At 68.4% G+C, this 20831-nt stretch carries 18 protein-coding genes and 2 pseudogenes; 9 read left to right on the top strand and 11 right to left on the bottom strand.

The features are described 5' to 3' along the window. Positions 1–21: 21 nt before the first annotated feature. Positions 22–1455 carry a DEAD/DEAH box helicase gene (locus tag SALPAC3_RS0116570; protein WP_026185644.1) on the top strand — a complete coding sequence of 478 codons (1434 nt, stop codon included), beginning with the start codon at positions 22–24 and terminating at the stop codon, positions 1453–1455. Positions 1456–1512: 57 nt separating this feature from the next. On the opposite strand, the gene SALPAC3_RS0116575 is transcribed toward SALPAC3_RS0116570, so the two are convergent. The 5 genes from SALPAC3_RS0116575 to SALPAC3_RS0116595 all read right to left on the bottom strand — a co-directional run bounded on the left by SALPAC3_RS0116575 (position 1513) and on the right by SALPAC3_RS0116595 (position 5743). Next, entirely contained in the window at positions 1513–2400 is an 888-nt protein-coding gene (locus tag SALPAC3_RS0116575; protein WP_018222328.1) for an oxygenase MpaB family protein, read from the bottom strand. Then, positions 2397–3635: an MAB_1171c family putative transporter gene (locus SALPAC3_RS0116580; protein WP_018222329.1), complete on the bottom strand. Its 1239-nt coding sequence runs from the start codon at positions 3633–3635 to the stop codon at positions 2397–2399. Before SALPAC3_RS0116580 ends, SALPAC3_RS0116575 begins: the two co-directional genes overlap by 4 nt. A 6-nt stretch (positions 3636–3641) precedes the next feature. Continuing rightward, the gene (locus SALPAC3_RS0116585; protein WP_018810296.1) at positions 3642–4007 is read right to left on the bottom strand and encodes a M48 family metalloprotease; all 366 of its coding nucleotides are present in this window, start codon (positions 4005–4007) and stop codon (positions 3642–3644) included. 215 nt (positions 4008–4222) lie between these two features. Beyond that, positions 4223–4717 carry a hypothetical protein gene (locus SALPAC3_RS0116590; RefSeq protein WP_018222331.1) on the bottom strand — a complete coding sequence of 165 codons (495 nt, stop codon included), beginning with the start codon at positions 4715–4717 and terminating at the stop codon, positions 4223–4225. A gap of 186 nt (positions 4718–4903) precedes the next feature. Continuing rightward, a complete protein-coding gene (locus SALPAC3_RS0116595; protein ID WP_026185646.1) occupies positions 4904–5743 on the bottom strand; it encodes an SAM-dependent methyltransferase in 840 nt (279 codons plus the stop codon). Positions 5744–5926: 183 nt separating this feature from the next. Between SALPAC3_RS0116595 and SALPAC3_RS25895 the strand changes: the two are divergent. Beyond that, positions 5927–6122: pseudogene (locus tag SALPAC3_RS25895) on the top strand (GNAT family N-acetyltransferase); the annotation flags it as partial. A 112-nt stretch (positions 6123–6234) separates the two neighbouring features. Here SALPAC3_RS25895 and SALPAC3_RS29230 read toward each other — a convergent pair. Continuing rightward, positions 6235–6318 (bottom strand): annotated as a pseudogene (locus SALPAC3_RS29230) (50S ribosomal protein L28); the annotation flags it as partial. A gap of 140 nt (positions 6319–6458) precedes the next feature. Between SALPAC3_RS29230 and SALPAC3_RS0116605 the strand changes: the two are divergent. Continuing rightward, a complete protein-coding gene (locus SALPAC3_RS0116605) occupies positions 6459–7724 on the top strand; it encodes a CobW family GTP-binding protein (protein ID WP_018222333.1) in 1266 nt (421 codons plus the stop codon). Between the two features lie 245 nt (positions 7725–7969). Next, positions 7970–8962, top strand: a complete 993-nt coding sequence (gene rsgA / locus SALPAC3_RS0116610) for a ribosome small subunit-dependent GTPase A (protein WP_018222334.1) — start codon at positions 7970–7972, stop codon at positions 8960–8962. Positions 8963–9217: 255 nt separating this feature from the next. Here the strand turns inward: rsgA and SALPAC3_RS0116615 are convergent, their stop codons facing one another. The 5 genes from SALPAC3_RS0116615 to SALPAC3_RS0116635 form a co-directional block, all read right to left on the bottom strand. Beyond that, a complete protein-coding gene (locus tag SALPAC3_RS0116615; protein WP_018222335.1) occupies positions 9218–9601 on the bottom strand; it encodes a VOC family protein in 384 nt (127 codons plus the stop codon). 132 nt (positions 9602–9733) lie between these two features. Next, the gene (locus tag SALPAC3_RS0116620) at positions 9734–10489 is read right to left on the bottom strand and encodes a VOC family protein (protein WP_018222336.1); all 756 of its coding nucleotides are present in this window, start codon (positions 10487–10489) and stop codon (positions 9734–9736) included. 377 nt (positions 10490–10866) lie between these two features. Beyond that, a complete protein-coding gene (locus SALPAC3_RS0116625; RefSeq protein WP_018222337.1) occupies positions 10867–11406 on the bottom strand; it encodes a hypothetical protein in 540 nt (179 codons plus the stop codon). Between the two features lie 131 nt (positions 11407–11537). Then, a complete protein-coding gene (locus SALPAC3_RS0116630) occupies positions 11538–12422 on the bottom strand; it encodes a fructosamine kinase family protein (protein ID WP_026185647.1) in 885 nt (294 codons plus the stop codon). A gap of 298 nt (positions 12423–12720) precedes the next feature. Next, on the bottom strand, positions 12721–14244 hold the full coding sequence (locus tag SALPAC3_RS0116635) for a peptidoglycan DD-metalloendopeptidase family protein (protein WP_026185648.1): 1524 nt from the start codon (positions 14242–14244) through the stop codon (positions 12721–12723). Positions 14245–14427: 183 nt separating this feature from the next. Between SALPAC3_RS0116635 and SALPAC3_RS0116640 the strand changes: the two genes are divergently transcribed. The 5 genes from SALPAC3_RS0116640 to SALPAC3_RS0116660 all read left to right on the top strand — a co-directional run bounded on the left by SALPAC3_RS0116640 (position 14428) and on the right by SALPAC3_RS0116660 (position 20749). Continuing rightward, positions 14428–15543: a glycoside hydrolase family 183 protein gene (locus tag SALPAC3_RS0116640; RefSeq protein WP_026185649.1), complete on the top strand. Its 1116-nt coding sequence runs from the start codon at positions 14428–14430 to the stop codon at positions 15541–15543. A gap of 228 nt (positions 15544–15771) precedes the next feature. Then, positions 15772–16851, top strand: a complete 1080-nt coding sequence (locus SALPAC3_RS0116645) for an alpha/beta hydrolase (RefSeq protein ID WP_018222340.1) — start codon at positions 15772–15774, stop codon at positions 16849–16851. Between the two features lie 139 nt (positions 16852–16990). Further along, a complete protein-coding gene (locus SALPAC3_RS0116650) occupies positions 16991–18010 on the top strand; it encodes an LGFP repeat-containing protein (RefSeq protein ID WP_026185650.1) in 1020 nt (339 codons plus the stop codon). Between the two features lie 63 nt (positions 18011–18073). After that, positions 18074–19072 carry an alpha/beta hydrolase gene (locus SALPAC3_RS0116655; RefSeq protein WP_018222342.1) on the top strand — a complete coding sequence of 333 codons (999 nt, stop codon included), beginning with the start codon at positions 18074–18076 and terminating at the stop codon, positions 19070–19072. Positions 19073–19171: 99 nt separating this feature from the next. Further along, a complete protein-coding gene (locus SALPAC3_RS0116660) occupies positions 19172–20749 on the top strand; it encodes a S8 family serine peptidase (RefSeq protein ID WP_018222343.1) in 1578 nt (525 codons plus the stop codon). Positions 20750–20831 lie beyond the last annotated feature (82 nt).

Consider the following 20831-nt stretch of genomic DNA (forward strand, 5'->3'; position numbering starts at 1 on the left):
CCTTCAACCTTCGGAGCCTCCATGGCGGCAAGCCGCCCGCGCCAGAACACCTCGCCTGAGTCCCAGCGCACCCTGCCTGACTCGCTGACCTTCACCGACCTCGGCGTCCCCGACCCGCTCAACCGCCAACTGGCCGCGGCCGGGGTAGAACGGCCGTTCCCCATCCAGGCCGCGACCCTGCCGGACGCGCTCGCCGGACGGGACGTGCTCGGCCGGGGCCGTACTGGTTCGGGCAAGACCTACGCCTTCGTGCTGGCGGTGCTGACCCGCCTGGCCGCGAACACCACGCGCCGTCGCCCTGGCCGCCCCCGGGCGTTGATCCTCGCGCCGACCCGCGAGTTGGCCACCCAGATCGACCGCGTGATGGCGCCGCTCGCCCAGGCACTGTCGCTTCGTACGATGGCCATCTTCGGCGGCGTCGCCGCCCGGCCCCAGATCGCCGGGCTCCAGGCCGGGGTCGATGTCCTGGTGGCCTGCCCGGGACGGCTGACCGACCACGTCGAGGCCGGGCACGCGCACCTGGACGCCATTGAGATCACCGTCTTGGACGAGGCCGACCACATGGCGGATCTTGGCTTCCTGCCCAGCGTACGGCGGCTGTTGGAACGAACCCCGCGCGGCGGGCAGCGGCTGCTGTTCTCCGCAACCCTGGACTCCGGCGTCGATGTCCTGGTGCGGCGGTTCCTCACCAAACCAGTCGTGCACAGCGTCGACTCAACGCTGTCGCCGGTCGCCGCGATGACCCACCACGTGCTGCACGTTCAGGCCGAGGACCGGTTCGCCGTGTTGGTCGAGTTGACCGCCACGTCGAACCGTACCGTCGTGTTCACTCGTACCAAACGGGGTGCGAAAACCCTGGCTCGACGGCTGGCCGCTGCTGGGGTCAGCGCGGTCGAACTACATGGCAACCTGGCCCAGGGCGCCCGTACCCGGAATTTGCGGGCATTCGCCACCGGGGAGGCGCACACGCTGGTCGCCACCGACATCGCCGCCCGGGGCATCCACATCGACGACGTGGCGCTGGTCGTACACGCCGACCCGCCGGTGGAGCACAAGGCGTACCTGCACCGCTCGGGCCGTACCGCTCGGGCTGGTGCGGACGGGACCGTCGTGACTCTGATGACCGACGCGCAGGTGACGGAGGTGCGGGCGTTGACCCGCAAGGCTGGCATCACCGCGACCACGAGGCGACTGCGCCCGGGCGACGCGCTGCTCCGCGAGATCGCCCCGGGCGAACGCCGGTTGACCCCCCAGCCCGTACCGCCCCCTGGTGGCCCACAGCCGGAGGCGCGGCCCGCTCACGGTGGCCGGAGGCAGCGCGGCGGCAAACCGGCGTCGACTCCGACCCGCTCCGCACCGACCCGCTCCACACCGACCAGGTCCGGGGCGACCCGGTCCGGGGCGGCGGCCTTCTCCAGCCGGTCCCGTCCGGGTACTCGCCGCAGCGGACGCTAACCGGCGGGTCCACGGAGCCACCCTGGGGCGTACGCCTCGTCGGGGAGCCCGGAAACCTCAGTCGTGCGAGTTCGGAGCCGGCGTGTCGCCGGCGGTGGTGGGCGGTCTGGGTCCGAGCTGGCTGATGTCGTACCCGTGGGGGTAGGACTTGGTCTTGATGCCGTCGGCGAACCGGGGGACCGCCGGCGGTCCCCCGAGCCAACGTTGCGTGTGCGCGCGGGCGCGGAGGGCCAGGTGTAGTCCGACCCGCGCCGGCCAGGGTGGGTTCGCCACCCGGGTTGCGGCGCGTAGGGCTGGGTCGTAGATGGCGCTGACCAGTGCGTTGCCCATCGGGGAGAGGGCAGCGGGTAGCCGGTTCAGCATCAGCATCCGGGTGGCCCGCTCGATCGCGGCCGCGTCGTCGTTGGGGCGCAGTTGGGCCCGGTCGTACTCGTCGAACCAGGCCTCGACCGCCTGGTAGGAGTCGGGGATTTCGGTGATTCCCATCCGGCGACCCAACTCGAGGTAGAACCGCCAGGTCGCGCGTCGCTCGTGGCAGCAGGGTCGGCGCCAACCGTAGCGTTCCAGCCAGCGGGTGGGGATCACGACCAGGCAGGCGAGGACGTAGCGGTAGTGGTCGTTGCTGATGCGGTGGGAGCGGTGGATCTGGTTGATCCGGCGGAGAGCGTCCCGCCCGCGGGGCTGCTCGAAACCGTTGAGCATGATCTCGTACATGAGCAGGCCGGTGTCGTCGATCCGCTGCTGGGTGCGTTCGGTGAGTTCACCGGTGGCGGTGTGAACCGCGGCGATCTCCGGGATCGAGAACGAGCGGTTGAAGGCGAGGTTGAGTCCGAGCTTCATGTCCCACGGGAACTCGTACCGCAGCATGGTCTGGTAGATCGTCAGGTGGTCGTCGTCGGGGTCGAGCGAGCGGATCCGGTGCAGGTGAACGAGGCGGTCTCTCACGGGCGTGGGCCTCCAACGGGCTGCGGCCGGGGGTCGGTGGCGGTGAGGTGCTCGGTGGCGTCGAGGGTGGCGGCCACCACCGGGGACTGGTGGTACGCGGTCGCGACGCGGCTGAGCCAGGTGATCTCGCCGGCGTAGCCGTCGGCCGGTCGGGTCGGGGCCGCGGCTGGCTGCGGCTGGGTGGCGGTGACGCCGGCTCGGTGCGCGCGTAGGCCGAAGGCCAACTGGGCGGCCTCGATGGCGGCGAGCCGGTCGTCGCCATCGAGGCCCGCCTGCTCGGCGAGGGCACCGGCGGCCTGGGTTACTCGGGCGTCCAGGAAGGGGCGCAGCGCCAGTCGTGCGTCGCGGATCTCGGCCACGCGACGGGTCAGCGCGTAGTCGAGGTCACGTAGGGCGACGAGCGGCCGGCGGAGTTGTGGGTCCAGCTCAAGCTCGGGCAGCGCCGTGGTGAGGTCGTGCCACAGTGGCCCGAGACGTCGGTAGGCGCGCAGGTCGTCCGAGCACCGGGGGAGGGGGATCAGTGGGCCCCAGGCGGGCATGGTCAGGCCGGTCATCATGAGTAGCGCGCTGATCGTGACCAGGACCGCGGCGATTTCGCGTTCGCCGGTTGGCTGTAGCCCGCTCCAGTGGGCGACCAGGTAGATGATCTTGTTTGTGCCGTAGAGCACGGCGACCGCGGCGCCGGCAGCGGTGATGCGCAGGCCACGTCGGAGCCAGGGCCGGCCGTAGATGCGGGCGAACTTCCAACCCAGCCGGGCGATGGCGATGCAGTAGGCGAAGAAGCCCGCCGCCAGGAGTATCAGCAGATATGCCGAGACCGCCGGGTCGGTGGCGTGCTCAACGGTCAACCGAACCGGCTGTTCGTAGTCGAGGGTGTGGGCATACAGGGCGACCATGACGAGGTACGCGCCTGCCATGATCCAGACCCAGCATCGGGCCCGGGCGGCCGCCTGCGCCGCGGGCAGCGTGAGGTGCAGCAGCATGCGCTCGGCGGAGGCGGCGATGGTCATGGCGCAGCCGTGGGCGAGTACCTTGGCCAGATTTGGTAGCCCCAAGCCGGCCTCAATACCAGCGGCGAGCGATGGGATGGTCAGGGTGGTGCCGACGGCGAAGGCGCCGATCGAGATACAGAGCGCGCGGCGCGCCGGCGCGGGGTATCTACGCAGCAGCGACAGCGTGTAGGCGAAGGTCGCCCAGCCAGCGCCGGCGCAGAGGCCGTAGAGCAGGGTAGCCACCGACTGCTACCGGCCAGGGTGTTCTAGCGATTGCCGTAGCCGGTCGCACAGGTCAGCCTCGGGATCGTCTCGGGGGGGCTCCGGCCCGGCCGGGTCCGAACCGTCGCGGGTCCGGCGTAGCAGGAGCGAGCCGATCATCTCCGCCTCCCGCTCCTCCTCGGCGGCGTAGGTGCTCCGGCCGAGGAAGCGCTGCACGGTCCGGGGGTCGAGGTCCGGCAGGAGCAGCTTGGCGGCATCAGGGTCCAGGACGGCGGCGGTCCGGTGTCCGGCGAGCAGGTGACCCAGCTCATGCCCGATGATCAACATTTGGTGTATCGGCGAGGTGTCCTGCTCATAGAAGACCGCGTCGAAGGTGGCCGTCGGTACCCACATGCCGCACACGGTGTGCACTGGCAGGCTGATCGGGGCCAGGTGGATAGGTCGTCCCCGGCGCTCTCCCAAGAACCGGCACAGACTCGGCATATCGAACGCCGCTGGCAGCGCTGACTCGGAGAGCATCCGTTCGCAGCGCTTCCGTAGTTGGCGCAGTGTCACGTGAGACTTCCCAAGGTGGTCCGCACGCCTCCACAGCAGGGCCAGCACGGCGGTCAGTGGCCATTCTGGTGGCTACCACCGAGGGCCTGCAGGCGGGCGACCATCTGTTCTACCAGCTGAGAGTCAGCCGAGGACAAGCCGGTGTCAGCGAGAACCTGCCGCAGCGCCACCTGCTTGACGCCCATCCGTCGCAGCTCGCTGAGGAGTCGGATCTGTTCCTGAACCCGTTGCGCCGCGTCGTCATCCACAAAATATCCGGAGTGGATTCCGAAGGCGCGAGCTAGGGCGCGAACATGCGAGGTGCGCGGATCTTGCGCCACCCCCCGGCGTAGCTCTCCGATGTAGGCGGCGCTGATCGACACCCCCGTCTCCGCCTGGTGTCCGTTGATCTTGTCGGCTATCTCCTTGTTTGTATACTTCCGCCCGGACTCCTCGGGCCTTCCAAGCTCCTCCGGTGTGGGACGGATGGTCTCGAACAGATACTCCAGACGGTCGGCGAGGGTGTCGAGGGGCGGCAGTCCCTGCCGGCCCTGGTGCTCCGCAGCCAATGCTTCTCACCCTCCCCGTGACCAATCCAGAGCAGTGTGACACCACCAAAGCCCGGCACGACAGGTGTCGACACATGACCGTTACCTATGACGCCCACGACCCTCTCGCCACGAGCCAAACCGCCGGTGCGGCCGGCCATGCCGCCGGGAGCCGGAGGCAGCCGTCGGTGGTGTCCTACCTGCCGGTCACGGCTTGCGGCCCACCCCGCAGAACTCGTCAACCTCGGGCCCGGTGGCGGTGTCGGCGTCGGGTCGCCACCGGGTCAGTGAGACGATACCCGGCTCGATCAGCTCAAGGCCGCGGAAGAATCGGTCGATGCCGTCGAGACTACGTACCACCATCGGATCTGAGCCGCCCTCGTTCCAGATCCGGACCGCCTCGTCGGTCGCGGCCCCGTGGATGGCGTTGGTGGTATGTGTCATCGCCAGGTAACTCCCCGACGGAAGCGCCTCAACCAGGCGGTCGACTACTCCGTAGGCCTCGTCGTCATCGGCCAAGAAGATCACAATGCCGAGCATGGTGATGGCGATCGGCTTGGTGAAGTCCAGTGTCTCGGCCGCGGCAGCGAGGATCTTGTCTGGGTCCCGCAGGTCGGCGTCGATGTAGTCGGTGGCGCCTTTGGGGTGGCTGGTCAGTAGCGCCCGCGCGTGCACCAGGACCAGCGGGTCGTTGTCGGCGTAGACGATGCGCGACTCAGGTGCGATCGACTGGGCGACCTCGTGGGTGTTGTTCGCTGTCGGCAGGCCGGTGCCGATGTCCAGGAACTGCCGGATGCCGGTCTCCCTGGCCAGATGAGTGACCGCGCGTACCAGGAAGGATCGCTGATTGCGGGCCAGTTCGATGATGTGTGGGTAGGCCGCGATCGTGTGGTCGCCGACCTCGCGATCCACCTCGAAGTTGTCCTTGCCGCCAAGCCAGTAGTTCCAGATCCGGGCCGGGTGCGCGATCGTAGTGTCGATCTTCGAGGAGAGTGACCCGTTCGGTCTGGTGGCCGATGGCATGGTTCCCGAAGGGGTGTTGGTCACTGGCAAACTCTTCTCGACTCGCGACGGGTGACTTCTCCCACACCGTAGCAGGGGCAACGGAACGGACTGTTTTGTCCTTTGTGGTCGGCGAATTCAGGGTGCGCCTCTCGCGCCCGGGCGAAGCCGCACTGCTGCCGGGAAACCGATCGCCGGTTCTGCCTCCGGGCCGCCAGGTTCCGCCGCATGCGGTTGGAGCGGATCACTCCAGAGAACCTTGAGGCGGCTCTTGCGCTCTCGGTGCGGCCCGAGCAGGAGCACTTCGTCGAGTCCGTGGCGGAGGCTCGCGGAGGCGTACGTCTGGCCCGATTGTGCCTGGCCAAGGTTGATCTATGACGGCGATAAGCTGGTCAGCTTCGCTATGGCCTTCTTGAATATTCCGGGACGGTAGGTGTCCGCAGCCTTTCCTGAGGGGCGGGCGCGCTTTCCTGGGGAGGGTGCGCCCGTCAGGTCGTTCTCGTGCGGCACCAGACGGTCGGGTCGTCGGGGACTCATCGGTGTCGGGTGCGTCGGTGTGAGTGCGACCCGGTGTCGCCGAAGCTGGGCTTCGCGCCGGCGGCAGCGCCGCGTCGGGACAAGCGCGATCCTCTGGGGGTGCTAACGAGAACAAGTTTCATGTTATCGGTCTTCGTGGGCTGGATGTTGGCACCCCCGCCACCCGGCGCGTCCGGTGGGCCTATACTGACAATCGTTTTCATTAAGAGTTGAGAGGACTGTGATGGCAACGTCTCCACTCGCGCCCACCGACCCCGGCGCCGCGGTGGCCGGCACCCGGCCGTCCCTGACCGTGCTCAGCGGCTTCTGGCCGTCCGCGACGTACGCCGTCGCCCGCGCGCTGCTGGTGGCGGATCCGACCCTGCTGTTGGTCCAGCACGACCTCGCCGACCTGAGCGTCGGCACCGTGCGACGAATCGTGCGCGACAGCACGGGCGTACTCGAGGACGAGCGGATCACGCTCGCACACGGATGTGTCCCCTGCACGCTGCGGGAAGATGTGCTGCCCACCCTCGCCCGGTTGGCCCGGGCGCAGCCCAACCGGGATCTGCTGCTGATGCTGCCCGAGGTGGTCGAGCCCGAGGCGGTCGCCGCCGCCTGCGCGCACTGCCCCGTTGACGGCGCTCCGATCACCGACCTGATCCGGATCGATTCCTATGTCACCGTCGTCGATGCCGAACATCTGCTCGACGGGCTCGTCAGCACCGACGACCTGAAGCACCTCGGCATTGCGGCGGCGGACTACGACGACCGGGCGTTGGCCGACGTCATCGTCCGACAGATCGAGTACGCCGACACGCTCGTCCTCTGGGGTCGGTCCCGAGCCGGCGCCTACGGCACCAGCCGCCTGTCGGTGCTGCTCGAGCGGATGGCGCCGTGGGCGACGCGGGTCCCCGTCAACGGTGATCAGCTCGACGCCGCCGCGCTGACCCGCCAGCTGCGCGGCACCCTCCGGCACCGGCCCGAGACCCCCGGCATCCTCACCCGGGGCCTAGAGGGGTACGTCCTCGGGGTGCACGAACCGCACCCGGACTGCGGCATCGTCTCGGTCGTCTTTCGGGCCCGTCGACCGTTCCACCCGCGGCGTATCCACGACGCTTTTGAGGACCTCAACGACCAGGTCGTACGCTCTCGCGGGCACCTCTGGCTCGCCAGTCAACCCGACACGGTGATCGCCTGGGACTTCGCCGGGGGTGGACTCCGCCTCGGCTCCCTCGGCCACTGGCTGGTCGCTCTTCCCGACTCCTGCTGGGACGACGTGTCCGACCACCGCCGGCTCGCCGCCGCACTCGACTGGGACCCCTACTACGGCGACCGCCACCAACACCTGGTCTTCGTCGGCCTGGGTCTCGACCCCGTCTCGCTGTGCCACACCCTCACCAGTTGCCTGCTCACCGATGACGAACTCGCCGACGGCAGCGACACCTGGCGGCACTACGACGACCCGTTGGCCGGGTGCTTCCCCGTCGCCGACGTCCTTCGGCCGTGACGCGGGGGACCAGATGGCGTAGAATGTCCGGGGCCTCACCGCGAGGCTGCGGGAGCTGAAGGAGGAGGTGGCGTTTTCATGCATGTGACTGCTGAAGACCGCCACGCTTCGTGCGCCTGAGCGACATCAGGTGACGGTCGGTTCACCCGATCGGATCTCACTCCTTCACGCAGAGGGTTCCTCAGTTGTCTTCTCCCCACCGGGGTCCATCGGCGACCCCAGAATCATCCTCGTCTCTCACCGCCTTGGGCTGGTCGCACCGATGGCAGGCGGCGCTTGCCGCACACGGTGCTGGTCGTCCGGGGCGCGTCGTCCGCCATGACGGTGCGGCCGTCCGGATCAGCACCGAGGGCGGCACCCGCCACTTCCCCGTACGGTCCTCGGCACCCGCGCTCGCGGTCGGTGACTGGGTCGTCGTCGATGACGATCGCATCCTCGACCTGCTGCCACGGGCTTCGCTACTCCGCCGTCGCGACCCCTCCACCGGAGGGAGCCAGCTGATCGCCGCAAACGTGGACGTGGTGGGCATCGTCTGCGGCTTGGACCGGCCGGTAGTCCACGGCCGACTGCAACGTTTCACCTCGCTCGCCTGGGACGCCGGAGCGGTACCCCTGGTGATCCTCGCCAAGGCCGACCTCGTGAGCTCCACCGCAGCCATCGAAGACGGTCTGCTCCAGCAGCATCCCGGTGTCGACATCATCTCTGTCGCGGCGGCGACAGCCACCGGGATATCCGACCTTCTCGGCCGGTGTGCGGAGCGTACGCTGGTGCTCGTCGGCGAGTCCGGGGCCGGAAAATCGACCCTCCTCAACGCCCTTGCCGGCCGGGAACTGGGCGCCACCGGAAAGGTCCGCAGCTCGGACGCGAAGGGCCGGCACACCACCACTGCCCGGCAGCTCTTCCCGCTGGAGGGCGGTTGCTGCCTGATTGACACCCCGGGCATGCGTGAGGTCGGCGTTCATGCCGACGTCGCCACCGTTGACGCGGGATTCGACGACCTTGCGGAGTTGGCGCTCGGCTGTCGATTCGGCGACTGCGGTCATGCCAACGAGCCCGGCTGCGAGGTGCTCGCGGCCGTCGCCGACGGGAGGCTGAGCGAGCAACGACTGCGGGCCTGGAATCAGCTGTGCCGGGAGGCCGCGTGGGCAGAACTCCGCGCGGATCCGGCGGCCCAGCGCCGCGCAGGTCGGAGACTAGCCCGGGTCATCAAAGACGCCCAGCGGGCGAAGCGGCGTTAACCGCGCCCTGGTCGAGCAGTTCTCGGGTTGATCGTGGGGATCCTTGATCATCCCGACACCGAGGCTGTAGGCCCAGGTGCTGGGTCGCGCCGGACGGTCCACCGACGAACCGGTGGACCGTCCGGCTAACCCGTTGCGTCCTGCTCGGCCCGCCCACCGGCGAACATGCGGCAGTCGGTGCGCCCCTGAATCCAACCGGCGGTGGGCTGATGCGCGCCCTTTGGCGGGGTGGCCGGGTAGCTGAGGCCGGGTGGCTCAGCTTGGGTGGGGGTTCTGCATCAGTGCGACGACCGCGCCGGCGGGGTCCTTGATCAGCGCGAATCCGCCCGGACCGGTGCCGTTGGGCTGCCGCACCACCTCGCCACCCTTTTCGGTCACCCGCGCCAAGCTCGCGGAAAGGTCGCTGACCGCGATATAGGTGATCCACTGCGGCGGCAGGTCGGCGTTGCCGTTCCTGGCATGGCAGATGCCAGCGACCGGGTTACCGTCCTGTGCGAGCATCATGTAGTCGTCGTAGTCGCCCATACTGAGCGGCTCCGGCTTCCAGCCGGCCACGTCCGCGTAGAAGTCGCGTATGCCGTCCGCGTTCTGGACGGTCAGGTCGAAGCCCGCGATCGTGCCTACCTTGGGTTGACTCACCAGGTGTCCGTTCCTTTCGCCTTTAAGTCCCTACCGTGCTGATTGAAGGACGACGAAGTCTGTAATCGCATCCTAACGGGGATCCGTCAGGACCTATCGGCCGAGCGGACCAATTCTTTGCGGGCCCGGTCGCTACCCGCGGCGTTCGATGGCCACGAAGGTGGCGCCGAACGGATCGGCCAGGACGACGTTACGGCCGTACGGCGAATCCTGCGGAGCCGTGACCACCCGACCACCCTGCGACACCGCCTGCTCCGCGGCTCGCTCCGCGTCGGGGACCTGAAAATACGCCAGCCATGCCGCGTGCCCTTCGTGTGGGCGCTGCTCCGCGCCGGCGAAGACTCCCGCAACCGGGCGACCACCGGAGTTGAGCGTTACGTATGGCACGTCCTCGATGGGCTCGGTGTCGTAGCCGAAGACCCGCCGGTAGAACTCGACGGTGGCGGGCAGGTCGGCGCTGGTCACCTCACTCCAACAGGGCGCTCCGTCCTCGTCAACCACCTGCGACCCGCTCAGCTCACGGCCCTGCCACAGGGCGAAGACGCCACCGGTGGTGTCCTGGGCGATCGCCAGCCAGCCGACCATGGCGTCCTGCCGCGGCTTCACCACCTTGCCGCCGGCATCGGTGACCCGTCGCAGCGCCGCCGCGCAGTCCGCCGTCGCGAGGTAGATCGTCCAGTTCGACTGGACGGGCGCCGGCTCGCCCGGATGCGGTTCGGCGATCGCCGCCACCGGCTTTCCGCGAACCTCGCACATCGTGTAGAAGTCGCCCTTGAAGGTCCAGCCCAGCACCGGTCCGTAGAAGTCCATTGCGGTGTCCCGGCTGGGCACTGTCATGTCGAACCAGCACGGCGTGCCGGAGGCGTACGCGCCATCCACGTCACTCATGGGATCTCCCCGTTCCCTGGATTCGGTTCTCCATCGGGCACTCTACGAGAATCGCGCCTGCGCGGGGGGCCGCAACACTCGTGGTGCAGTCAGCGGACAACCCCGTTGCCGTCCGGCAAAGGAAAGCATCGCTCATGGGCTGTCAGAACCTGCGAGATGTTCCAGGGCAGGCGTGGCTTTCACGCCAGTCGAACTCGATGGTTTCGCCGGCGGGTACACCCTGCTGCGCGCTCGAGTCCGGGCCGTGGGCGTACCGGACGTTCGACTGGTTGAGGGGGGAGCGGGCGGTAGGGGACCTCGACAGTCACCTGGGCAACGTAGCGGACAACCGCATGACCGCGGCAAGCGAGATTGGGCCCGTCCAGCGGTGCTGGGATTCAGAAACCGAGGATGGCCGCGGAGACCGCGGAGAAGAGAGCGGCGGCGAGCAGGACCAGCCCGGTCGGTGCACCGACGACTGCGCTCACCGACAGCTCCCGGGCCCGGGCGACCGGGATCGCGGCGACCGAGACGACCGTGATGAGAGCGGCGACCAGGTGGATCATCGGATAGCCGATCAGTGTGGCGACCGGGAAGAGGTGGACACCGACGACGAAGGCGACCCACATCGAGATCAGGTCCCGTCGGCCGCGGAGCGCGAGCAGGACCGCCCCGAGAGCGGCGGCCCCGAACTCGATGGCGACCACGACCCCGAACGCGCGGCTGGTGGCCTCGTCGAAGGCGGTGTCGTTGTGCCAGAGCCGCCAGGTCAGCAGAGCACCGGCGATCGCGGTGAGGAGGCCGGTCACCGAGCCGGCGGCGAGGAGCCCGCGCCACCTACCCGGAGGCGCCTCCTGCGCCCAGCCGAACCAGCTCGAAGCGAAGAAGCCGAAGATCACGGCAGTTGCTGCAAAGTCCCGCACGTGCTCGGCAAACATGGCGCCTCCTGCCCGATGAGGACAAGCTACGGCAGTTCGCGGCACTCCTCCAGCCTCCGGTGTCGGACCGGGGGCCGGCTAGCTTCTTCTGGCTTCCGCCGCGGCGCCCGGTGCCGGCCGCAGCCCACCGCTCAGCTGTATTTGCGCAGCACGGTTTTGGTGTCGCGGATCCAGTCCGGGAGGTCGGAGCCGAAGTGGGCGAGGACGCTCAGCTGTTCGCGGAGGTTGAGCAGGTCCATGCGGTCGCGCCAGCCCGGTTGGGGAGCGGCGGCTTCCTCGTAGGCGGCGAAGAAGGGCTCGGGCGGGCGGTCGACGCTGTAGATCATGCTGAGGTCGGCCTCGGCCCAGTTCCAGTGCACCGCGGGGTCGATGAGCACGGGAGTGCCCTGGTCGGTGGCGATGAGGTTGTTGCGCCAGAGGTCGCCGTGGGTGAGCACGGCGGGAGCGGGTGGGAGCAGTTCGGGTAGCCGTTCGCAGATGCGTTCCAGCCGGGTCAGGTCGGTCTGGTCCAGGACCTGTTGGACCTTCGGCTCGGTCGCGTAGCGCAGTAGCCGGTGGGTGGCGAAGAACTCGTGGCCGTCGCTGGTCTGCTGGTTGTGCTGGGGGAGTAGGCCGAGCCAGCCGTCCTCGGGCCAGCCGAAGGCGCTGCCCTGGACGGAGTGCAGCCGGGCGATCGCACGGCCGGCTTCTTCCCAGTATCGGTCGGTGTCGGTGCGGGGAGCCAGTGCGGCGAGGACGAGGTGGTGCTCGGTCACCTCGTAGACCTCGGGGGTCTGGACGCCACCGAGATCGCGGAGGGTGCGCAGCCCCGCGGCTTCCAGGGCGAACATGCCGGGCGGGATCTGCGAGGACGCCGGGGTCCGCTTGACCACGGCTGGCCGGCCATCGGCGAGCCGGACTCGCCGCACGTGGTGGGCGAGCCCGCCGGCGAGGGGTTCCCAGCCGGTGGCACCGTCCAGTATCGATGCGACCGTCCCGGTACGCGGGTCGGCCGCACTCACCTCGTCTGAACTCACGGTCAACTCCTCCCGCACACCTACCCGCAGATTGCAGCATCCAGCCTGTTCGCTGTCGGTCGGTGGTAGGGCAAGCGGACGGCGTCACAGCGCGTGGCTCGGTACTATCCCAGACGGCCGTGCGGTACGCCGACCAGGCCCCTGGCGTCGATACGATCCTCGTCCTCGCCGACTCCGCCAAGTGGGGTGGCTCCGGATACCCGGCCGTGAGCGTCGGTGGGCGTCGGTGCGTCCGCGGATCTCCTTGTTCAGGCGTTCCAGGAGCGGCGTCGGGCTTGTCTTGGCGCCTTCTGGCGGGCTACGGGGCGAGTGAACCGCCCCAGTTGTCGGTGACGAGCTGGCCGGTGGCGTCGTTCACGAAGCGATGTTCGAGGGTGCCGTTGCCGAGCCGGTAGAACACGTGGTGCTGTCCGGGAGCGGACAGGCCGGCCGGGTCACCGGTCACGACTCCACGCGCACCCCAGTTGTCCACGCCGGGGTCGATTCCGGGCCACCAGTACCAGTGCACCAGGTCTCCCGACGCGGTGCGGCCGAAGATGTGCTGCTGGTCGCGGTGCACGAAGGCGTGCGGGTTGCCGACGAAGGCTCCGCCCGGCCAGACATCGCCCCCGAAGGTGCCCGACGGATCGTCGAAGAACCGGTGGGCGAGGTCGCCGTCACTGTTGCGGAAGAACACGTGGTGCTGGTTTCCGCCGTAGGAGAACCCCGTCGGGTCTGAGGCCACACCCGAGGTGACACCCCAGTCGTCGGTACTGGGGCTGATCCCCGGCCACCAGTACCAGTGGATCAGTCCGCCGGAGGCGGTGCGGCCGAAGATGTGCTGCTGGTCGCGGTGCACGAACGCGTACGGGTTCCCGACGAAGGATCCACCGGGCCACACCCCGCCCGTGACCTGACCCGTGTCGAGGTCGTAGAACCGATGCTCCAACTGCCCGTCCGGGTTCCGGTAGAAGACATGCTGCTGATTGCCGTACGCGAACCCGGTGGGATTCGAACGGACCCGTCCCTCCGTGTCCCAGCTATCCATCCCCGGGGCGTCCATTCCCGGCGCGAACCACCAGTGTCGCAACGTGTTGTCGCTTCCCCGGGCGAACACGTGCTGCTGGTTGGCGTGCGCGTACCCCACCGCCTTTCCGGTCAACGATCCGCCGCCCCAGTCCGCCTGCACCACCCCCGACTCCGGCGACCAGGACAGGTGCTGCAGAGTCCCGGTCGATCCGACGGCCACATGGTGCTGACCGCCCCCGAACCCGAACGCCCGCCCCGCGACCGGTTCGGTGGGACGACCGCAGTTGTCGCTGGTGAGGTAGCGCTGGTGGTATGAGCCGGGATACGGGGCGAGCGAACCGCCGTTGATGGCGATGGTCTGCCCCACCCCGTTGTGGAGCTGCTCGTAGTGGATGTGCGCGCCGAAGGAGTTGCCGGTGTTGCCGGTCAGCCCGATCTGCTGCCCCTGGGTGACGCCCGTTCCGTCTGCCACCGAGAACGCGGAGAGATGAAAGTAGTAGGTCTGCCACCCGCCACCGTGATCGATGACGATGTAGTTGCCGGCGCCACCCGACTGCGAGTGCCGGTAGGCGGTGCCGGCGGCGGAGGCGAGCACGGGGGCGCCGTCGGTGGCGCCGCCGTCGGCGCGGATGAAGTCCAGTGCCTGGCGGACCTCACTGCTGTGGTGGCTGTAGGTCCACTGCTGACCACATGGAAACGGGGCCTTGAAGACGGGGGCGGCCTGTGCGGGCGACGCGTTCACGGCAAGGCCCGCGGCCACCAGGCATACCGCGAGAATCGCGGCGAGTCCTGCCCGAGGTGCAGTTCTGGTCATGATGCGACGCTCCTGCCGGACTACCGGTGATGCTGGTGTTGCGCTTCGGCGTCGTGATTTTGACGACCTGTCATGACGCCTGTCAATAGTGATGTGAGTATTTCGCTGTTGTGTAACCGGGAGGATTCCGGGTCACCCGATGCCCGCTTGACCACTGTCGTGGCTGCCGTTTTCCATACCATGATGACTATCAATCGTCGCACCCTGCTTGGTCGGGTCGCCCTGGTCGGCACCGCTGTCGCGGCCGGTGGGCTGCTCGCCCCCGACTCGGCCCGGGCCGCCTCCTGGAAGAAACGCCTCACCGGCGCCGACCTGGACACCAACCACCGGTGGCAGGTCGCCGGGACTGACCTCGGCATCCCCTACGTGTTGGAGAACGGTTCCATCGGATACCTCTTCGGAGACACCTTCAACACCCCGTGGCCGGAGGGCCCGCCGCTGTCGAACGACTGGCGCTCGCCGGTGATGCTGCGCTCCAACGCCCACCCGGGTGCTCCCGATGGTGTGATCTTCGACAGCGCGGCTGGAGTCGCCGGCGACGGACGGGCCCCAGAGCTGATGCACAACGGCCACCGGGGAATTGGCATCGATGGCCTCTGGGAGGTGACCGTCATCCCCAACGACGGCATCAGCTTCCCGGAGACCGGCCGGCAGGTGATCTCGTACATGAGCATCGAGTACTGGAAGGAACCCGGGCAACCCGGACCCCACTGGCGATCGCGCTACGCCGGACTGGCCTTCAGCGACAACGGCAACGAGTTCGTCCGTACCCCGCTGAAGTGGTGGAACGACGGCACCAACACCGACCCGTACCAGATGTGGACGATGCAGCGCGACGGCGACTGGGTGTACGTCTTCTCCGTGCGCCCGGGGCGCCAGGACGGCCCGATGATGCTTCGTCGGGTCTTCTGGGACCAGCTCTTCTACCCCGAGTCATACGAGGGGTGGGGTTGGAACGGCAGCGACTGGGGCTGGGGCAGGCCCTGCACGCCGATCCTGACCGGCTCGTTCGGGGAGCCATCGGTCCGGCGGCTCGCCGACGGCACCTGGGTGATGTCGTACCTCAACTGCGTCACCGGTTGCATCGTCACCCGTACGGCTGCCGGTCCGGACCAAGCCTGGACGGCGGAGAAGGTGCAGATCTTCCCGTGGCAGGAGCCCGGGCTCTACGGCGGGTTCATCCACCCGTGGTCCAGCCGGCACGTCAACGGCCTGCACCTACTGGTCTCGACCTGGACCAGGACACCCGACCGCAGGACCACCGCCTACCACGTCAGCCAGTTCGTCGGCACGGTCTGAACCGCACCGGGTTCGTCGGCGAGGGCGGGTGTTGTCGTGGTTCCAGCCGGTCACGGATGACCGGTCACGGATGGCCGGTGTTGTGGCCTGTCCTCCGCACCTGCCCGAATACCACCATCAGGGGTGCCCGAACGAGGAATCGACGCGTCCACCGACCGCTCGGCGTTGCTGGTGGCCGACTGCCAGCAACCGAGGCCGGTGACCGTCTCGAGGAAGGGACCACACCCGATGAGAACCCGGTTCTCCGACCGGACCCGGTCGTTCCTGCGGCTTCCCGCCGCCGCCACCGTGGCCGCGGTGGTGGCGGCGGTCGCGGTCGTCGGATCGGCGGCGCAGGCCCAACCCGTCGAGATCCCGAGCTTTACCGACGGCCACGGTCTGACCCTCGTCGACACCGAGGCCCACTCCAGCACCGACCTCACTCTCACCGTGACCACCGCGCAGTTGTCCGGCCAACACCAGATCCGCGTGTTCCTTCCCGCCGACTACGCCACCGAACCCGACAAGCGCTGGCCGGTCGGGTACTTCCTGCACGGTGGGGCCGGCGGCCCGCACGACGTGGCGGCCGTCCCGGCCCTGCGCTCAAACTCGATGATCACGGTGGCTCCGAACGGCGGGCTCAAGGGTTGGTACGCCGACTGGGTCATGCAGGACACCGCCCTCGGCACGGCCAACTGGGAGACCTTCCACACCGAACAGGTCGTGCCTTTCATCGACGCCAACCTGCGTACCCGCACCGACCGGAACCACCGGGCCGTCATCGGTCTGTCGATGGGCGGCTTCGGATCGCTGCACTACGCGCAGGCCCGCCCCGACCTGTTCGGTCACGTCGCCTCGTTGTCCGGCGGGATCGACTTCGGCATGGCGGAGATCCGCGCGGTCGTCCTGGCCACGGAGCTAAACCTTCCCGGCCTGCCATGCAGCTCTATTCCGGCCGGCCCATGCCCCGACTACGGCCCGTACGTCGACAGCGACGCTATTTTCGGCTCCCCCTACCCCATCTTCAACGCCGACCGGATCTGGAACGAAGTCGACCCGGCCGCACCGACCAACCTCGCCAAGTTGGCTGACACCACCATCGCGCTCTACACCGGCGACCAGGGCGCCGTGGACTTTTTCACCGCCATCGCCACCGCGACAGTCCGGGACCGCCTCAACGACCTCGGTATCCCCCACCACACCGTCAACTACGAAGACGGCTCCACCTTGGCCCCCACGTGCAACGGCGGTCACAACTATGGCTGCTGGGCCCCGGCGATCGCCGACTACCTTCCGCGGCTCGAAGCGTCGTTCGACTCGGCCAGCTGACACTGGCCAGCCAGCACGTCGGCCATTGCGGCCAGAACGTCGGCCAGTGCGACCAAAACGTCGGCCGTTGCCGGCGTGGCACCCAGCCCCACCCGCAGAGATGCGGTCCGTTCGACTTGCCCGAGCAGAGGAGGTTCCCATGCGCGGCACCGGCTCATCTCCGAGGAGACCGGCAACGATGGTGTTGCTGGCGGTGACGACCCTGACCGCCGTCATTGCCCTGAGCAGCCCGGCCCAGGCCCAGAGGCCTGAGAGCTCGGAGCCGGACCCGGTCTCGACATTCTGTTTCATCCCCCCAGAGCGGGACATCGTGGTCACCCGCAAGGTCTATGAGGTGGGCCAACGCCGAGGTGTGTCGGACAAGGTCATGCTGGCGGGCTTCGAGGCGGGCTGGGTCGAGTCCCGGATGAACAACCTGAACTGCGGGGACCGGGACTCGCTCGGGGTGTTCCAGCAGCGCCCCTCCCAGGGCTGGTGCCAGCCCGCCCAGTGTCTCGACGTCGACTACACGGCGAACAAGTTCTTCGAGGTGGCCCAGCAGATGGAGCCTGGGATGGAGGGCAGCACCGCCGGTCAACTCGCTCAGGCCGTGCAGCGTTCCGCGTTCCCGTCGCGGTACGACGAGGCGGAGGAGATCGCCCGAGCGCTGCGGGAGGAGGCGTTCCAGCCGTACGGCACGATCGGGGTGAAGTATCACAGCATGGGCGGGCCGGGCGGCCCGCTCGGTTGGCCGATCCGTGCCGAAGAGGACGCCTCGCTGGGTGGGCGGTTCCAGCAGTTCCAAAACGGAATCATCCTGTGGCGGCCGGACATCGCCCATGCGATCTACGGCGACATCCTCACCGCCTTCTGGGCCACCGATGCCGAGCGACGCTGGGGCTTCCCCACCATGGACGAGGCGGACGCCGCCCAAGCGCCCGACGGCACTCGCGGACGTTTCCAGTTCTTCGAGCACGGCCTGTTTCTCTGGTCACCAGAAACCGGAACCCACACCGTTCACGGCGCTATCTACGACGCATTCCACGACGCCGGTAGCGAAGCCGTGCTGGGCTACCCCCGCACCGATGAGCTCGACGAAGGTGACGGTAAGTACCAGCGCTTCCAAGAAGCCACCATCCACTGGCACCCCGACCAGGGCACCTGGATCACCCCTACCTGAGCAGGCATCACCAGCTCACAGTCCTCCAATCCAGAGGTAAGTCACCTACCGCAGGGAGCAACCATGACCCCGCAATCGCAGCCGACCCCGCTGAGCCGCCGCCGCCTCCTCACCGGCACGGCAGCCGCAGCCGCCGTCGGGGCGTTCGGCGGCCCCGCCCTCATACCGAATCCGGCGCACGCCGTCGGTGACGGGTTCGGCCTCCGTATCGTCAGCCCGCCCAACAACCACACCGGACGGCTGCAGTACTTCCGCTTCGCCACCAATGAGATCGAATGGGACCCTGCCGTCAATGTCCTGCTGCCCGACGGCTACCACACCAGCGGCAAACGCTACCCGGTGCTGTACCTGCTGCACGGTGGCCAGCAGGACTTCCGTCAGTTCCACATGCACGAGAACATCATGAATCTGACCGCCGGCCGGGAGATCATCGTGGTCATGCCCGACGGTGGCGCCGCTGGCTGGTACTGCAACCCGGTCAGCACCTTCGTGGGCCCGCGAAACTGGGAAAACTTTCATATTCACCAGCTGGTGCCGTGGATCGATGCGAACTTCCGCACCTTCGCCGAGTACGACGGACGCGCGGTGGCCGGCTTCTCGATGGGCGGCTTCGGCGCGCTGAAGTACGCCGCCAAGTATTTCGGAGATTTCTGCTCTGTCAGTTCCCACTCCGGGCCCGCCAGCCTGCGTCGCGACGGTCACCTCGTCGCGCACTGGGCCAACCTCAGTTCCGCCGCGGTGGAACTGGGTGGCGGCACCATCTATGGCGCGCCGTTCTTCGACCAGGCTCGGGTCACCGCGGACAACCCCATGGAACGCGTTCCGAGCTTCCACCACAAACGTGTCTTTCTGGTCGCCGGCACCTCACCAGAGCCGGTCGACTGGTGGGATGTCATCAACGAGACCCAGGTGCTCGCCGGACAACGCGAGTTCCGCGCGGCTCTCAGTCAGGCCGGTATTCCCCACGAGGGACTCGAAGAGCGAGGCGGGCACATCTTCCGGCACGAGATCTTCAGGGACGACCTCAACGGCATGCTGGGCCGTCTCCGCCGAGCCGGCTGACCCGGACGAGAACCCCCGCGTCCACCACGTCGAACCAGCGAACGAGCTAACCGCTACGAACGGGTGGACGGCCGCCGGCCGTCCACCGGGAGGTAGGAGATGGGTAAGCACCGCAGATCCGTCCTGGTCGGTGTCGTCGCCCTGGCCATGGTCGCGACCGCGACCCCGAACGCGGCCCAAGCCCAGGCCCAAGCTCAGGCCGCCGAGCCGGCCGGTACGGTCCGCAACGCCGGTGGGGCCACGGCCATATTGGGAAGCTACCTCGTGGTCTTCAAGGACAGCGAGGTCAGCCGGTCAGCCGTCGGGTCGTCGCTGACCCGACTACGCAGCCGGCACGGTGGCACGGTGGCGCGTACGTACACCACGGCCGTGCGGGGTGGTGAGCTGCGGCTCAGCTCCGCGGCGGCGGCCCGGGTCGCCGCCGACCCGGCGGTGGCGTACGTCGAACAGAACCACACCGTGTCGATCGCGGGCATCCAACCGGACCCACCGTCCTGGGGTCTGGACCGCATCGACCAGCGGTACCGGCCGCAGGACGGCTCGTACACGTACCCGAACACGGCTGGTGATGTGACGGCGTACATCCTCGACACTGGTGTCCGTACGACGCACACCGACTTCGGTGGGCGGGCAACCTGGGGCACCAACACGGTGGACGACAACGACACCGACTGCAACGGTCACGGCACGCATGTCGCCGGCACGGTCGGCGGCACCGTGCACGGCGTGGCAAAGGCGACCAAACTGGTCGCGGTCAAGGCGCTCGACTGTGCCGGCTATGGCACGGTCGCGAGCGTGGTCGCCGGCGTCGACTGGATCACCGCGAACGCGGTCCAGCCGGCCGTGGCGAACATGAGTCTCACCTTCCCGCTGTCGAGCAGCGCCATCGAGGGCGCCGTCACCAACTCGATCGACTCCGGCGTGACGTACACGGTGTCGGCGGGCAACTACGGCATCGACGCCTGCCTCGTCTCCCCGGCCCGGACCCCGGCAGCGATCACCGTCGGCTGGACCAACAGCACCGACACCCGTTACATCCTTTCGAACCACGGCAGCTGTCTGGACATCTTCGCGCCGGGCTCGTCGATCACCTCGGCCTGGGCCAGCAGCGACACCTCGACCGCCACGACCAGCGGTACGTCGATGGCCGCGCCACACGTGGCCGGCGCCGCCGCGCTGCTGCTCGCCGAGAATCCCGCGTACACCCCGCAGCAGGTCCGGGACACCCTGGTGGCGAACGCGACCAGCGGCGTCGTCGGCAACCCGGGCAGCGGATCGCCGAACCGGCTGCTCTTTGTCGACGACGGTACCCCGTCCCCGCCTCCACCGTCGGGCTGTACCGGCACCAACGACACCGACGTCGCGATTCCAGACCTGGGGATGGTCAGCAGCTCGATCACCCTCTCGGACTGTGGCCGGGCCGCCTCGGCCACCTCGACCGTCGCGGTGAACATCCGGCACACCTTCCGCGGCGACGTGGAGATCGACCTGGTCGCTCCGGACGGCTCCGCCTACCGGCTGAAGAACTGGAACTTCTTCGACCGGGTCGACCACATCAACGAGACCTACGCGGTCGACCTGTCCGACGAGGCCGCGGACGGCACCTGGCTACTGCGGATACGTGACGCCTGGATCAACGACATCGGCTACATCAACACCTGGACGTTGAACCTCTGAGCCCGACCCCAAGGCCGAGGCACCTTCCGCGCCACCCGGAAGGGGCCTCGCGGGGAGGCGGTGTTCGGAGGCCTGGGCTCCG

This window comes from Salinispora pacifica DSM 45544 (assembly GCF_000378845.1).
In the GTDB taxonomy this organism is placed as follows: domain Bacteria; phylum Actinomycetota; class Actinomycetes; order Mycobacteriales; family Micromonosporaceae; genus Micromonospora; species Micromonospora pacifica.